General features: G+C 71.2%; 15 protein-coding genes. 8 read left to right on the top strand and 7 right to left on the bottom strand.

Annotated elements, in window-relative coordinates; translation table 11 throughout:
• Nucleotides 1-18 precede the first annotated feature (18 nt).
• A complete protein-coding gene (locus tag E4622_RS19795) occupies nucleotides 19-474 on the bottom strand; it encodes a DUF5709 domain-containing protein (protein WP_134741921.1) in 456 nt (151 codons plus the stop codon).
• The gene (gene leuA / locus E4622_RS19790) at nucleotides 471-2231 is read right to left on the bottom strand and encodes a 2-isopropylmalate synthase (RefSeq protein WP_134741919.1); all 1761 of its coding nucleotides are present in this window, start codon (nucleotides 2229-2231) and stop codon (nucleotides 471-473) included. The genes E4622_RS19795 and leuA overlap by 4 nt, the downstream gene beginning before the upstream one ends.
• Nucleotides 2232-2459: 228 nt before the next feature.
• Between leuA and E4622_RS19785 the strand changes: the two genes are divergently transcribed.
• Nucleotides 2460-3077, top strand: a complete 618-nt coding sequence (locus E4622_RS19785; protein ID WP_245156118.1) for a methyltransferase — start codon at nucleotides 2460-2462, stop codon at nucleotides 3075-3077.
• A gap of 117 nt (nucleotides 3078-3194) precedes the next feature.
• Nucleotides 3195-3992, top strand: a complete 798-nt coding sequence (locus E4622_RS19780) for a sigma-70 family RNA polymerase sigma factor (RefSeq protein ID WP_134741917.1) — start codon at nucleotides 3195-3197, stop codon at nucleotides 3990-3992.
• 8 nt (nucleotides 3993-4000) lie between these two features.
• Here the strand turns inward: E4622_RS19780 and E4622_RS19775 are convergent, their stop codons facing one another.
• The 3 genes from E4622_RS19775 to E4622_RS19765 all read right to left on the bottom strand — a co-directional run bounded on the left by E4622_RS19775 (nucleotide 4001) and on the right by E4622_RS19765 (nucleotide 6253).
• Nucleotides 4001-5371: a cation:proton antiporter gene (locus E4622_RS19775; protein WP_134741915.1), complete on the bottom strand. Its 1371-nt coding sequence runs from the start codon at nucleotides 5369-5371 to the stop codon at nucleotides 4001-4003.
• A gap of 28 nt (nucleotides 5372-5399) precedes the next feature.
• Nucleotides 5400-5672 carry a LuxR C-terminal-related transcriptional regulator gene (locus tag E4622_RS19770; protein WP_245156117.1) on the bottom strand — a complete coding sequence of 91 codons (273 nt, stop codon included), beginning with the start codon at nucleotides 5670-5672 and terminating at the stop codon, nucleotides 5400-5402.
• A gap of 80 nt (nucleotides 5673-5752) precedes the next feature.
• Nucleotides 5753-6253 carry a hemerythrin domain-containing protein gene (locus tag E4622_RS19765; protein WP_134741911.1) on the bottom strand — a complete coding sequence of 167 codons (501 nt, stop codon included), beginning with the start codon at nucleotides 6251-6253 and terminating at the stop codon, nucleotides 5753-5755.
• Nucleotides 6254-6352: 99 nt separating this feature from the next.
• On the opposite strand from E4622_RS19765, the gene E4622_RS19760 reads away from it, so the two are divergent.
• The 6 genes from E4622_RS19760 (at nucleotide 6353) to E4622_RS19740 (ending at nucleotide 10587) form a co-directional block, all read left to right on the top strand.
• Nucleotides 6353-6499, top strand: coding sequence for a DUF1059 domain-containing protein (locus E4622_RS19760; protein WP_134741909.1), 147 nt, complete (start codon nucleotides 6353-6355; stop codon nucleotides 6497-6499).
• An 81-nt stretch (nucleotides 6500-6580) separates the two neighbouring features.
• Nucleotides 6581-7396 (top strand): septum formation family protein, encoded by an 816-nt coding sequence (locus E4622_RS19755; protein WP_134741907.1) that lies wholly within the window; start codon nucleotides 6581-6583, stop codon nucleotides 7394-7396.
• Nucleotides 7396-8220 (top strand): septum formation family protein, encoded by an 825-nt coding sequence (locus tag E4622_RS19750; protein ID WP_134741905.1) that lies wholly within the window; start codon nucleotides 7396-7398, stop codon nucleotides 8218-8220. The genes E4622_RS19755 and E4622_RS19750 overlap by 1 nt, the downstream gene beginning before the upstream one ends.
• A gap of 55 nt (nucleotides 8221-8275) precedes the next feature.
• Nucleotides 8276-8422, top strand: coding sequence for a hypothetical protein (locus E4622_RS22925; protein ID WP_167736162.1), 147 nt, complete (start codon nucleotides 8276-8278; stop codon nucleotides 8420-8422).
• Nucleotides 8419-9477, top strand: coding sequence for a YihY/virulence factor BrkB family protein (locus E4622_RS19745; RefSeq protein WP_134741903.1), 1059 nt, complete (start codon nucleotides 8419-8421; stop codon nucleotides 9475-9477). Before E4622_RS22925 ends, E4622_RS19745 begins: the two co-directional genes overlap by 4 nt.
• Nucleotides 9478-9525: 48 nt before the next feature.
• Nucleotides 9526-10587 (top strand): NAD-dependent epimerase/dehydratase family protein, encoded by a 1062-nt coding sequence (locus E4622_RS19740; protein WP_134741902.1) that lies wholly within the window; start codon nucleotides 9526-9528, stop codon nucleotides 10585-10587.
• A 20-nt stretch (nucleotides 10588-10607) separates the two neighbouring features.
• Here the strand turns inward: E4622_RS19740 and E4622_RS19735 are convergent, their stop codons facing one another.
• Both E4622_RS19735 and E4622_RS19730 read right to left on the bottom strand, forming a co-directional pair.
• Entirely contained in the window at nucleotides 10608-11789 is a 1182-nt protein-coding gene (locus tag E4622_RS19735) for a zinc-dependent alcohol dehydrogenase (protein WP_134741900.1), read from the bottom strand.
• A gap of 107 nt (nucleotides 11790-11896) precedes the next feature.
• A complete protein-coding gene (locus E4622_RS19730) occupies nucleotides 11897-13198 on the bottom strand; it encodes an HNH endonuclease signature motif containing protein (protein WP_134741898.1) in 1302 nt (433 codons plus the stop codon).
• Nucleotides 13199-13498: the final 300 nt, after the last annotated feature.

Below are 13498 nucleotides of genomic sequence, written 5' to 3'. Positions count from 1 at the left end.
GGGCAGGTCAGCCGTGGGTCAGAGCTCGCTGTCGGGGACGACGTGGATCGCCGCCTCCTCCGCGGAGGCACCGGCACCGTCGATGCCGACGTCGTCGCCCACCAGGTCCTTGTCGACGTCCTCGCCGAGGCCCTGGTCGATGTCGACCAGGCGGCCCGCCCGCGCGTCGCCCACCTCGGCGACGTCGAGGAACTCGTCGGACTCGGTGGGGCCGTCGTCGTCACCCGTGCCGTCCTCGGCGTAGGGGTCGGGCTCGGGGTCCTCCTGCCGCAGGCGCTGGTCGAGGCTCTCGCCCACCGCCTCCTCGTAGGGCGTGTTGCCGAAGCCCTGCCCCGCCGAGTAGTGCTCGGGCGGCGAGTAGCCGCGGTCCAGGATGTCGCCGACGTCCCCGTCGGCCAGGGAGTCCTCCGGCTGGAGCTGGTCCTCGTCGTCGACGCTGTAGTCGCCGTAGGTCTCGCCGTCGTTGGTGGTCATGAGGCCTGAGTATCCACCGTCCCGCGGTTGACGGCGCTGACGACCGCCTTGAGCGACGCGGTGACGATGTTGGCGTCGACCCCGACCCCCCACAGCACCTCGTCGCCGACCGCGCACTCGACGTACGCCGCCGCGAGGGCGTCGCCGCCGGAGGAGAGCGCGTGCTCGTGGTAGTCGAGCACCCGGACGTCGAAGCTGCCGCCCAGGCCCGCACGGGGCAGCTCGTTGATGGCGCTCACGAAGGCCTCGATCGGCCCGTTGCCGGTCCCCTCGAGCGTGCGCACCTCGCCGTCGACGTAGACGTTGACCGTGAGCGCGTCCTTCTCGCCGGCCGCGGAGCTGGTGTGCACGGAGTCCAGGCGGAGCGGTGCCTCACGCTCGAGGTACTCGCTGCGGAACACCGACCAGATCTCGTCGGGCGAGACCTCGCCGCCCTCGGCGTCGGTGCGCTGCTGGATGACGCGGCTGAACTCGATCTGGGCGCGGCGCGGCAGGTCCAGCTTGTGCTCGGCCTTGAGGATGTAGGCGACGCCGCCCTTGCCGGACTGGCTGTTGACCCGGATGACCGCCTCGTAGGAGCGGCCCACGTCCTTGGGGTCGATGGGCAGGTAGGGCACCGCCCAGGGGTGCTGGTCGACCGGGACGCCCGCGGCCGCCGCGTCGCGCTCCATGGCCTCGAAGCCCTTCTTGATGGCGTCCTGGTGGGAGCCGGAGAAGGCCGTGTAGACCAGGTCGCCGCCGTAAGGGTGGCGCTCGGCGACGGGCAGCTGGTTGCAGTACTCGACCGTGCGGCGGACCTCGTCGATGTCGGAGAAGTCGATCTGCGGGTCGATGCCCTGGCTGAAGAGGTTGAGCCCCAGCGTCACCAGGCAGACGTTGCCGGTGCGCTCGCCGTTGCCGAACAGGCAGCCCTCGATGCGGTCGGCGCCGGCCAGGTAGCCCAGCTCGGCCGCCGCGACCGCCGTACCGCGGTCGTTGTGGGGGTGCAGCGACAGCACGACGTGCTCGCGGTGGGCGAGGTGGCGGTTCATCCACTCGATGGAGTCGGCGTAGACGTTGGGCGTCGCCATCTCGACGGTCGCCGGCAGGTTGATGATCACCGGCTTCTCGGCCGAGGGCTCGAACACCTCCAGCACCTCGTTGCAGACGCGGACCGCGAACTCCAGCTCGGTGCCGGTGTAGGACTCCGGGCTGTACTCGTAGAAGACCTGCGTCTCGGGGATCGACTCCTCGTACTTCTTGCACAGCCGCGCACCCTGGACCGCGATGTCGGCGATGCCGTCCATGTCGAGGCCGAAGACCACGCGGCGCTGCAGCGTCGAGGTGGAGTTGTAGAGGTGGACGATGGCCTGCTTGGCGCCCGCGATCGCCTCGTAGGTGCGCTCGATGAGCTCCTCGCGGGCCTGCGTCAGCACCTGGATCACGACGTCGTCGGGGATCAGGTCCTCGTCGATCAGCTGCCGCACGAAGTCGAAGTCGGTCTGGCTGGCACTGGGGAAGCCGACCTCGATCTCCTTGTAGCCCATCGCCACCAGGAGCTGGAACATCGTCTTCTTGCGGGCCGGCGACATCGGGTCGATGAGGGCCTGGTTGCCGTCGCGCAGGTCGACCGCGCACCAGCGCGGCGCCTGGGTGATCGTGCGGTCCGGCCAGGTGCGGTCGGCGAGCGCGACGGGCGCGAAGGGCGCGTAGCGGCCGAACGGCATCGGGCTGGGCTGCTGGACGTTGCGCTCGGTGTAGGGCTGGGTGTCGCTCATGGTCATGGTCCTCGCGGGGTGTGGAGCCGAAGTGGCCGGGCGCACGCACTCACTCCGCAGCGAGGGGGTCCGGCTCTGGCTCAGACCTCGCTGCGGCAGCGAAGAAGCAGCTGGCGCATCATGACGACTCGAACTGTAGCGCACCCGCGCCCGCCCGGTCGGGTGGTCCACCACCCGGCCGGGTTCCTCGGGGCTGATTATCTCGAAGGGCAACGGGCACCGGGCCGCATGACCCTGCGGCAACAGATGGCGTTCAGCCATCTCACGATCGAGTTCGACGATCGGGTGCTGACGCCGCGACCGTGGACGGCCATGCAGTCGACGTGGGCGGCCGAGCTGATCCCCGACGCCCCGGTCGGCCGGGTGCTCGAGCTCTGCGCCGGCGCCGGTCACATCGGTCTGCTCGCCGTCTCCCTCTCCAACCGCCCGCTCGTCTGCGTCGACCTCAACCCCGCCGCCTGCGAGCTCGCCGAGCGCAACGCCCGCGTCGCCGGGCTCGGTGACGACGTGGAGATCCACTGCGGTGACCTCACCGAGGTCGTCCCCTCCGAGCTCTTCGGCGTGGTCATCGCGGACCCGCCGTGGGTGCCCGCCGCCGAGACCGCACGCTTCCCGGAGGACCCGCTGCTGGCGATCGACGGCGGCGACGACGGGCTGGAGGTGGCGCGGCTGTGCCTGGAGGTGGCCGCCGAGCGCGTCGCCGACGGGGGGCACGTGCTGATCCAGCTCGGCACCTCCGAGCAGGCGCGACGACTGTCGGCCGAGCAGTGCGCGGTCCCGCTCCACCTGGTCGAGATCCGCGACGGTGAGCGCGGCGTCGTGGCCCGTTTCGACCGCGTCGCCTGAAGTCTCACCCGTTGGGGTGGACCGTTTTCGGCCCTTTCGGGGACCTCTCACCCGGGCGGGTGTGTCGGGCCATGACGCCTCAGGGCCAGTCTCGAAGGCAACGGCCGAAGGAGGCTCATGACGATCACGACCCTGGGGCGCACCGTCCCCCGAGAGTTCCGGAGCCGCGAGACGGCCCGACTCTTCGCGACGTTCGCGGACCTCGACGAGCACGAGCGCGAGACTGTCATCGAGCAGATCGTCGTGCTCAACATCCAGGTGGCCCACGCCATCGCCCGCCGCTACCAGAACCGTGGCGTCCCGGTCGAGGACCTGGAGCAGGTGGCCTGCCTCGCGTTGGTCCGCGCCGCCCAGCGCTTCGACCACACCATGGAGCGCGACTTCCTCTCCTACGCCGTCCCGACGATGACCGGCGAGGTCAAGCGCTACTTCCGTGACCACGGCTGGACGATCCGTCCGCCTCGGCGCATCCAGGAGATCCAGTCGCGGGTCATCGCCGAGCACAAGCAGGGCACCGTGGACGGCCGCCCGCCGACGCCGCGCGAGATCGCCGAGCGCCTCGAGCTCGACATCGACGACGTGACCGAGGCGCTCAGCGCCGCGGTCTGCTTCCAGCCGATCTCCATCGACCAGGCCGTCGAGGCCGACAGCATGGACTCGCTGGCCGACTTCCTCACCGTCGACGACCAGGGACCGCAGGACGCCGCCGAGGCGCGGGCGCTGCTCGCACCGGTGCTGAAGAAGCTGACCCGCGACGAGGTGCGGCTGCTGGCCATGACCTACGCCGAGGGCATGACCCAGCAGCAGATCGGCGAGGCCATCGGCGTCACGCAGATGACCATCTCGCGTCGGCTCACCCGGATCATCGCCCGCCTGCGCGGCGAGCTCGGGATCGACCTGCCCGCCGTCGCCTAGCTGTAGACCTAGCGCTCCTCGGTCCGGCGACTCTCCGCGAGGCCCGGGCCCTGGGCGCCGCGGCGCCGGTCAACACGGTCCAGGGCCGGCTTGGCCGTGATCCCGTGGACGAGCACCGACAGCACGATCGTGAACGCGACCGTCGACCACAGCCACGGCAGGTCCTCGAACTCGGCCTCACCGGCGGCGTACGCCAGGTAGTAGAGCGAGCCGACGCCCCGCACGCCGAAGAAGGCCACGGCCAGGCGGTCGCCGACGTCGAGACCGCCGGGCAGGTCCTTGCGGCGCAGTCTCACCGAGAGCGAGACCAGTCCGGCGAGCGGCCGGATCACGAAGATCACCGCGACGCCGACCAGCGCCCCGGTCCAGGTGAGGTCGCTCAGGAGGCCGCGCGTGGTCGCGATGCCGAGGAACAGCAGCACGGCCAGCGTCAGCAGGCGCTCCAGCCGCTCGATCACCTCGTGCATCGAGCGGTGGTAGTCGTGCTTGCGCTCGGAGGCGCGCATGGCCATCGCGCAGGTGAAGACGGCGAGGAAGCCGTAGCCACCGGCCAGCTCCGCCGCGCCGTACGACGCCAGCAGGGCCGCCAGCGCCAGGAGCGGCTCCCCCTGCTCGGCGAGGCGGAGCGAGGGCCGCGAGGAGCGGAAGGCGATCTTGCCCAGCAGCCAGCCGGCCCCGACCCCGACCGCGACGCCGATCGCGATCTTGCCGACGAGGTACCAGCCGAGCCACTCGGCGCTGTCCGCGAGCCCGAAGCCGCCCGCGGCCACGAGGATGGCGAGGTAGACGAAGGGGAACGCGAGGCCGTCGTTGAGACCCGCCTCGGAGGTCAGCGCGAAGCGGACCTCGTCGAGGCGCGCCCCCGTGTCGCTGTCCTCGTCGGCGAGCCCCTCCTCGAGCTCCTCGAGGTCCTCGGCCAGCATGGGGCCGCCGACCTGGACGTCGGAGGCCAGCACGGGGTCCGTGGGCGCGAGCGCGGCACCGAGCAGGATCGCGGCGGCGGGTGCCAGGCCGGCGACGCCCCAACCGAGCAGGGCGATCCCCCCGATGGTGAGCGGCATCGCCACGACGAGCAGCCGCCAGGTGGGCGACCAGTGGCCCCACGTGCGCCGCTCGCGCGGGCGCAGGGGGCGGTCGAGCGCGAGACCGACGCCCATCAGCGCCACCAGGACGGTGAGCTCGGTGACGTGCAGGATCACCTTCTCGTCCTCGATCGGGTCGAGGGCGAACTCCCCGGACAGCGGCAGCAGGCCGATCAGCAGGCCGATGCCGACGAGCACCATGGGCGCCGAGACGGCCAGCGAGCGGAGGGCCTGGGGCAGCACCACGGCGAGCAGCAGGCAGAGCCCGGCGATGAGGTAGACGAACGAGTCGGTCATGAGCCGCACACCCTCCGGACCGGCGAGGTCACTCCCTGCCTGAGGGCGGTGGCTCGAAGCCGTGCTGCACGGCCCAGGTGACCGCCTGCGAGCGACGCGTCACGCCCATCTTCTTGTAGGCGGTCCTGATGTAGGTCTTGACCGAGTTGATGCTGAGTCGCGCCGCGTCGGCGATCTCCTGGTTGGACAGGCCCTGGACGATCAGGGTGAGGATCTGGATCTCCCGGCTCGACATCCGGGGGGGCAGCACCGTCGGGACCTGCAGTCCGTCCGGTGGCGTGTCGCTCTCGGTGGTGCTCACCGTCCAACCTTGCCAGCACCCCGCAGCCCGGGACGCCATGCGGGTTCACCCCAACGGGTGGAAATCCCATGCAGACGCCCTCAAGCGATCACCGCGTCGATCGTCTTCTTCAGCGCGCTGGGCTCGGCCGGCGTGCGCGGCGCCTTCTTCTTGGCCTCGATCATGTCGGCGCCGATCTCCTGGAGGACCTTGCGGCTCAGGCCCTCACGGACCTCGGGGAACCACTCGTCCTCCTCCTCCTCGATGTGGTGGCGCACGTTCTCGATGAGGACCGTGGTCTTGGCCGTGAAGCGCTCGGCGTCCGGCTTCATCCCCACCAGCTCCATGACCAGGACGTCGGCGACGTGGTGCTCCTCGTAGGACTCCAGGACGTCGTCCTCGAGCTCGGGCAGCAGGTCGCGCACGCGGGGGTACATGACCTCGTTCTCGATGTAGGTGTGCACCGTCAGCAGCTCGATCATCTTGTTCACGAGCCGACCCTTCTCGGCGTAGGCCTTCTCCCCCGCCTTCTCGAACGCGGTGAAGGTCCGCAGGATCTCCTTGTGGTCGTTCTTGAGCAGCACGATGGCGTCGGTCGACATGGCGGGTCCTTCAGGTGGTGGGCAGGTGGTGGCCAGGTACCCCACCGACCCGGCCCTCATGCCACATACGGGACGGCGGGGCCGTGGCAGAGTGGACCCATGAAGACGCGACTCGCCTGCCCGTGCGGCACCACCATCACCGGCACCGACGAGGACGACCTGGTCGAGAAGACCCAGTCCCACCTCAGCGAGGCCCACCCGGGCCGGGAGTACGACCGCGACTCCATCCTGTTCATGGCCACCTGAGCCACCGCCACCCGGCGAGGCCCCGGGGAGGCGGCCGGTAGCATCGGACCTCGTCCCCCGTCCTCCGAGGAAGGCCACGCGTTGTCGCACCGCTCGCGCCGCCGCGCCTCCCTGGTCACCGTCGGGCTCCTCGCCATCCTCCTGCTCTCGGCGTGCGGCAAGACCGCCCAGGGCGGTGACGCCGACCCCGACCAGGTCGACGCGGTCGACGTGCCCGAGCTGGGCGTGTGCCGGGTGCTGACCCCCGAGGACGTGCTCCAGGCGAGCAACGCCACGCGCACGCTCGACTGCTCCGACAAGCACACCGCCCAGACGTACGCCGTCGGACAGCTGCCCGCGCAGTTCGAGGACGTCTCGTGGGACGACGAGAAGCTCGGCGCGTTCGCCTACACGACCTGCTCGACGAAGTTCCTGGCCTTCCTCGGCGCCGACGAGAGCCTGGTGATGCGCGCGGTGGTCAGCTGGGCGTGGTTCCGCCCGTCCGAGAAGGCGTGGGAGGACGGCGCCCGCTGGTACCGCTGCGACATCGTGGGCGGCGGCGAGCAGAGCGAGCGCTACGTCAACCTCCCGGAGACCGCGGAGGCGATGCTGCAGGGCCGGCCTCAGGACCGGTGGATGGTGTGCGCCACCGGCGAGGCCCTGGAGGGAGCCCCGCGCATCCCGTGCACCGAGCCGCACGACTGGCGCGCCGCCACGACGATCAAGCTCGGCGAGGCCGAGGACCCCTATCCCGGCGACCGGGTCGTCGAGGTGAAGACCCGCGACTTCTGCTCCACCTCGGTGGGCGCCTGGATGAACTACCCGGTCGACTACGACTTCGCCTACACGTGGTTCCACGAGGCCGAGTGGGAGGCCGGCAACCGGCGCTCGGTCTGCTGGGCGAAGACCCCCGACTGATGTCGCGACCCACGCGGGCCCTCGCCGCCACCGTCGTCGCCCTGCTGCTCAGCCTGAGCGCAGGGTGCAGCGCCGACGACGACGCACCGCAGGAGGCTGCCCCGTCCGCCTCCCCCAAGCCGACGGCGACCGCCGTACCGGGACCGGCCAAGGGCGCCTGCTACCGGATGTCCTTCGAGGGTGCGCTGGCCGCGACCACCCAGGCCGACGAGGTGCCCTGCACGCAGGAGCACACCGCGCAGACCTACCTCGTGGGCACGCTGGACACCCTGGTGGACGGCCACCTCCTGGCGGTCGACTCCGACCGGGTGCTCGGCGACATCGCCGAGACCTGCCCGAGCCGGCTGCTCGACCTGGTCGGCGGCACCCGGGAGGACGTCCGGCTGAGCATGCTGCGGCCGGTGTGGTTCACCCCGACGCTGGCCCAGGCCGACGCCGGCGCCTCGTGGTTCCGCTGCGACGTCATCGCCGTGGCCGGGCAGGAGCGGTTGGCGCCGCTGACCGGTCGCATCGCCGGCGTGCTCGACTCCGCCGAGGGACGCGACCGCTGGGGCATGTGCGGCACGGACCAGCCCGACTCCCCCGACTTCGAGCGCGTCCTGTGCTCGGCGCCGCACTCCTGGCGCGCGATCGAGGTGGTCGACCTCGAGCCCGGCCGCTACCCCGGCGCCGACGCGGTGCGTGACCGCGGCCAGACGCCCTGCGAGGACGCCGGGCGCGAGGTCGCCGAGGACGCCCTGAACTTCCAGTGGGGCTACGAGTGGCCCACTCGAGAGCAGTGGCGCGCCGGGCAGACCTACGGCCGCTGCTGGGCTCCCGACTGACGGGAACGTGCAGGTCGGGCGGCATGACCGGCGTCCGGGACGGGTACCTGGCGGCATGGATCGCCGCCGCATTCTCGTCATCTGGGCCGTTGTCGTCTTCCTCGTCGTCGGGGCGGTGATGCTGTTCATCGGGATCAACCAGGGCGAGGACACCGACTACGGTGACCGCCCGGGCGGAAGCCCCCGGATCGGGCAGTCGTGAGCACGCGCGAGACGTCGGACGCGTCGGCCCCGGCCCCCGACTCGGACGCCAAGGTCGACTCACCGGCCGACATCAGCAAGCACTCGTGGATGTACGTCGCCCGCAAGACCGTCCGTGAGTTCTCCGACGACCAGTGCACCGACCTGGCCGCCGCCCTCACCTACTACGCCGTGCTGGCGCTCTTCCCCGCCGTCGTCGCCCTCACCTCGGTGCTGGGCCTGATCGACCAGGGCACCAAGGCCGTCGAGACGATCCTCGACATCGTGCGAGACCTGGGCGGCGCCTCGATCGTCGACAGCGTCGAGGGCCCGCTGCTGGAGCTGAGCACGTCCCAGGGGGCCGGTCTGGCGCTGATCCTGGGTCTGGCCGGGGCCCTGTGGTCGGCCAGCGGGTACGTCGTGGCGTTCGGCCGCGCCATGAACCGGATCTACGAGATGCCCGAGGGGCGTCCGATCTGGAAGCTGCGGCCCGCCATGCTCCTGCTCACCGTGGTGCTGGTGGTGCTGGTCGCCGTCGTGCTCCTCGCCCTGATCGTCACGGGGCCCGTGGCGCAGGCCGTGGGCGACGCCATCGGCATCGGCTCGACCGCGGTCACCGTCTGGAACATCGCCAAGTGGCCGGTGCTGCTCGTCGTCGTGGTGCTCATCGTGGCCCTGCTCTACTACGCCACCCCCAACGTCAAGCAGCCCAAGTTCCGCTGGGTCAGCGTCGGCGCCGTGCTCGCGATCGTCACCTGGATCCTGCTGTCGGTGGGCTTCGGCTTCTACGTCGCCAACTTCTCGTCCTACGACAAGACCTACGGCACCCTCGGCGGCGTGATCGCCTTCCTGCTGTGGCTGTGGCTGACCAACCTGGCGCTGCTCTTCGGCGCCGAGCTGGACGCCGAGCTCGAGCGCGGGCGTGAGCTCCAGTCGGGCATCGCGGCCGAGGAGGAGATCCAGCTGCCCCCGCGCGACACCCGCAACATCGAGAAGTCGCGCAAGAAGGAGCTCGAGGACGTGCGCCGGGGTCGCGAGATCCGGGTGAGCAACCGCCGGTCGGGCCGCAAGGACTGAGCCGGGGGCGCCGACGCATGGGCCGCGCCGGGCAGGGCACCGGGCCGCATGCGCATCGTCGTCACCGGGGCCACCGGCAATCTCGGATCGGCCCTCCTCCGCCTGCTCACCCGTGACGGACACGACGTCGTCGGCGTCGTACGGCGCACCGCCGCCCAGCCCGTCGGCACCGGCACCGTCGAGTGGGTCCACGCGGACCTCTCGCAGTCGTGCGTCCCCCGGCTGACCGAGGCCTTCACCGGCGCCGACGCGGTCGTGCACCTGGTGTGGGGCTTCCAGCCCTCCCACGACCTCGATTATCTCGAGCGGCTCGGCGTCGGCGGCACCCGCCAGGTGACCGAGGCCGTGGTCGCCGCCGGGGTGCCGCACCTGGTCCACATGTCGTCCGTCGGCGCCTACTCCCCGCGCAGCGTCAAGGACCCGGTCACCGAGAGCTACCCGACCGAGGGCGTGCCCGGCTCGCCCTACAGCGCCCACAAGGTCGCCGCCGAGCGGCTCCTCGACACGTTCGAGGCCGAGCACCCGGACGTCGCCGTCGCGCGGATGCGGCCCGGCATCGTCGGGCAGCGCAGCGCCGGCAGTGCGCTGCTGCGCTACGGCCTGCCCGCGCTGGTGCCGTCCTGGGCGCTGCGCGCCGTGCCGGTGCTGCCGCTCGAGGACAGCCTGGCCATCCCGATGGTGCACGCCGACGACGTCGCCGACGCCGTCTCCCGCGTGATCGCCGCTCAGGCGACCGGCGCCTTCAACCTCGCCGGACCGACTGCGGTCACGGCGGACCACATCGCCGCCGCGCTGGGTGCCCGGCGGGTCTCCGTTCCCGCAGGAGTCGTGCGCCGGGCGGTCGCGCTCTCCTGGCAGGCACGCCTCCAGCCGCTCGACCCGGGCTGGATCGACCTCGCCTTCCACGTGCCCCACCTGGACACGGCACGGGCGCACACGGAGCTCGGCTGGACCCCGGGCAAGGACGCGCCGGCGGTGCTGGAGGAGGTCGTGGCCGGCATGCGCTCACGTGCCTCCGACGCGACTCCGCCGCTGCGCCCGCGCTCGGTGGCGCGGTCGCTGCGGCGGAGTCTGAAGGTCGGTCCGGTCACGCGTCGCCGCGAGCCGTGACCGCATAGATCTCGAGACGGTCAGGGCGTGAAGACGACCTTGATCATCCCGTCCTCCTTGTCGCGGAACTTGCGGTAGGCCTCCGGCGCCTCGCTGAGCGGCAGCCGGTGGGTCGCGAAGCCCTCCGTGCCGAGCGGGTCGCTGTCGTCGATGAGCAGCGGCAGGATGTCGTCGCTCCAGCGGCGGACGTTGGCCTGGCCCATGCGCACCTGGACCTGCTTGTCGAACAGCTGGAACATCGGCATCGGGTCGGTCGCCCCGCCGTAGACGCCCGAGATGGACACGGTCCCCCCGCGACGTACGGCGTCGATGGCGCCGTGCAGCGCCGCCAGCCGGTCGAAGCCGACGTTCATCATCAGCGGCTCGGCGACCTTGTCGGGCAGCAGCCCGACGGCCTTGATCAGCTTCTCGGCCACGGGGTTGCCGTGAGCCTCCATGCCGACCGCGTCGATCACCGAGTCGGCGCCGCGACCGTTGGTCCGGTCACGCACCTCGGCCGCCAGGTCGTCGACCTGGTCGATGTCGATGGTCTCGGCGCCGCGCCCGCTGACCCGGGCCAGCCGCTCCGGCACCCGGTCGGCCACGATCACGCGACGACCCTCGTGCATCGCGATGCGCGCCGCCATGTCCCCGATCGGTCCGGCCCCCATGACGAGCAGGGTGCCGCCGTCGGGCACGTCGGCGTAGCGCACGGCCTGCCAGGCGGTGGGGAGCACGTCGGAGAGGTAGACGAAACGGTCGTCCGAGGGGCCTTCGGGCACCTTGATCGGCAGGAAGTCCGCGAACTGCACGCGCAGGAACTCCGCCTGGCCGCCGGGCACCTGCCCGTAGAGCTTGCTGTAGCCGAGCAGGCTCGCGCCGGTGCCGTGCTCGCGGTTCTGGGTCGTCTCGCACTGGCTGTGCAGGCCCTGGTCACAGGTCCAGCACGAGCCACAGCTGACGTTGAACGGCACCACGACCCGGTCGCCGACCTTGAGGTCGCTGACGCCCGGGCCCACCTCCTCCACGACGCCCATCGGCTCGTGGCCCACGATGTCGCCGGGCGTCATGAACGGCGCCAGCGGGTCGTAGAGGTGCAGGTCGGACCCGCACAGGCCGGTCGTGGTCACGCGGATGATCGCGTCGGTGGCATGGACGATCTGCGGGTCCGGGACGTCCTCGACACGCATGTCCTTCGGGCCCTGCCAGGTCACTGCCTTCATGTGCTGTCTCCTCGATATGGCTTGTGGGCTTGGGTTTTCCGGTACCCGGCCACGGTCGAGGCATGCCAGTAGCCCCGCCGTGGTGCTGGTGGCGGGGCACGGGGCGGTCAGGTTCGTCGAGGGGGTTCGTGGGCTCGGGTCGGGCTGTCGAGCGGGGTGGTGCCGGTGTGGTCGCGGCGGTAGGCGTGCCCGTGGGGTGAGTGCCACAGGTAGGTGCCGCGGTCGAGGACGTCGTAGTCCCACCGGCCGTGGGTCTTGAGCCGGTGATGCCCTCGACACAGCGGTGCGGTGTTGCACGAGCACGTCGGCCCGCCCTCGGCGAACGGGATCGCATGATCGACGTCGCAGCGCACGGCGGGTCTGGTGCACCACGGGAAGACGCAGGTGAGGTCGACGAGCTCGTCCTGCTCACGCAGGCGGTCGGGGATCTCGTAGGCCGCGACGTGGATGTGGCCGCTCAGGTCTCGGACGGGTTTGACGATGACGCGGGTGTCGGGACGCCCGCACCACTCCCGGATCGTCCCGGCGAGCAGGGGCGTGCGGGTGTTGCCCAGGCGTCCGACCCCGTCGAGATCCTCGTGCACGTGCACGACGATGTCGGTCTTCTCGGTGGTGGAGGTGCGAACGGAACGAGCCTCGACACCACCCTCAGCAGCGTCGTCACCGTCGTGGAAGGGCAGCGAGTCGTACCCCCTGGCCAGGTCCCCGGCCGCGATCGAGCGTCGCACGTCCAAGGACTCCTCGGACCCGGCGGCCTTGAGCTCGGCGGCGCGGTGGGACAGCGCTCCGTCGAAGGCGACGGCGTCGACGTAGTCCAGCGTCCCGGTGACTTCGACGGTCCCGTTGATGGAGACGTGGGCCTTGTCGACGTCGAGGCGGCGGGAGTCGGCGGCCTCACGGCGGGCCTTCTCCGCGGCTTCGGGGTCGAACCTGGCTTTGGCGGCGGCGATCTGGCGCTCGATCTCGGCGAAGGAGACCTTGTGGGCGACGAACCCGACCATCCGGTCCACGTAGGCGGCGCCGGCTGCGGGCAGGGCCATGGTGTGCTCGGCGATCCAGCGGGCTCTGTAGAACGGCAGCTCCATCGCCTCCACCCGCGCCCACACCCGCGGGAGGCGGTAGCGGGCCTCGAGGGCGGCGCCGACGTAGCGCTTGGCGGAGTCGGTGGACATGCCCAGCGCCGCGCCGAGCTCCATGACCGCGAACTCGGAGACCCAGGGTGCGCCGTCGCCGGCGAGCGGGATGCCGTGGTCGCCGAACGAGGCCTCGGCTTCGTCGTCGGTGGCGTGCAGGACACACCACTGCAGAACACTGCGAAGGGTCTGCAACTCACCCTCGGCCTGAGTGGTGCGGCCCGCGCGGACCTGGGCCAGCACGTGGCTGGCCTCGGGTCCGGTGGGGTTGCTCATGGGACTACTCAAGCACCGACCACCGACAGTGGAGGGGGTGAAATGGGGCTCAAGAGGCCTTATCCACAAGGGCTCTTGAAACTTTCTGAACTTTCTTCGGAGCGTGGTTTCCAGACGGGACTTCGTCCCTCCTCAACCACCGGGCCCGACGCCCGGCAGTGGCGGGCAACCCAGCGCCCACCCCGTCCCCGTAGCTGCCAAAGACCGCAACCACCAGCGGCGCGTAAGCCGAAGTTCAGTCCCCCACGGAAGGCGACCTGAGGTGCGGGGGTCTCGACGGGCGCTCCTCGCTGGCGCTCG

This window comes from Nocardioides sp. 503, from assembly GCF_004522095.1.
Classification (GTDB): domain Bacteria; phylum Actinomycetota; class Actinomycetes; order Propionibacteriales; family Nocardioidaceae; genus Nocardioides.
Note: the sequence above shows the minus strand (reverse complement) of the source record. Positions and strands in the feature narration are given on the sequence as shown.

Bases quoted from the DNA above. Each gene is read 5' to 3' on its own strand.
- E4622_RS19740 (WP_134741902.1), top strand. From the start codon at position 9,526: ATGCGCATCGTCGTCACCGGGGCCACCGGCAATCTCGGATCGGCCCTC.
- E4622_RS19795 (WP_134741921.1), bottom strand. From the start codon at position 474: ATGACCACCAACGACGGCGAGACCTACGGCGACTACAGCGTCGACGAC.
- E4622_RS19730 (WP_134741898.1), bottom strand. From the start codon at position 13,198: ATGAGCAACCCCACCGGACCCGAGGCCAGCCACGTGCTGGCCCAGGTC.
- leuA (WP_134741919.1), bottom strand. From the start codon at position 2,231: ATGAGCGACACCCAGCCCTACACCGAGCGCAACGTCCAGCAGCCCAGC.
- E4622_RS22925 (WP_167736162.1), top strand. From the start codon at position 8,276: ATGGATCGCCGCCGCATTCTCGTCATCTGGGCCGTTGTCGTCTTCCTC.
- E4622_RS19785 (WP_245156118.1), top strand. From the start codon at position 2,460: ATGACCCTGCGGCAACAGATGGCGTTCAGCCATCTCACGATCGAGTTC.
- E4622_RS19765 (WP_134741911.1), bottom strand. From the start codon at position 6,253: ATGTCGACCGACGCCATCGTGCTGCTCAAGAACGACCACAAGGAGATC.
- E4622_RS19735 (WP_134741900.1), bottom strand. From the start codon at position 11,789: ATGAAGGCAGTGACCTGGCAGGGCCCGAAGGACATGCGTGTCGAGGAC.
- E4622_RS19780 (WP_134741917.1), top strand. From the start codon at position 3,195: ATGACGATCACGACCCTGGGGCGCACCGTCCCCCGAGAGTTCCGGAGC.
- E4622_RS19775 (WP_134741915.1), bottom strand. From the start codon at position 5,371: ATGACCGACTCGTTCGTCTACCTCATCGCCGGGCTCTGCCTGCTGCTC.
- E4622_RS19750 (WP_134741905.1), top strand. From the start codon at position 7,396: ATGTCGCGACCCACGCGGGCCCTCGCCGCCACCGTCGTCGCCCTGCTG.
- E4622_RS19760 (WP_134741909.1), top strand. From the start codon at position 6,353: ATGAAGACGCGACTCGCCTGCCCGTGCGGCACCACCATCACCGGCACC.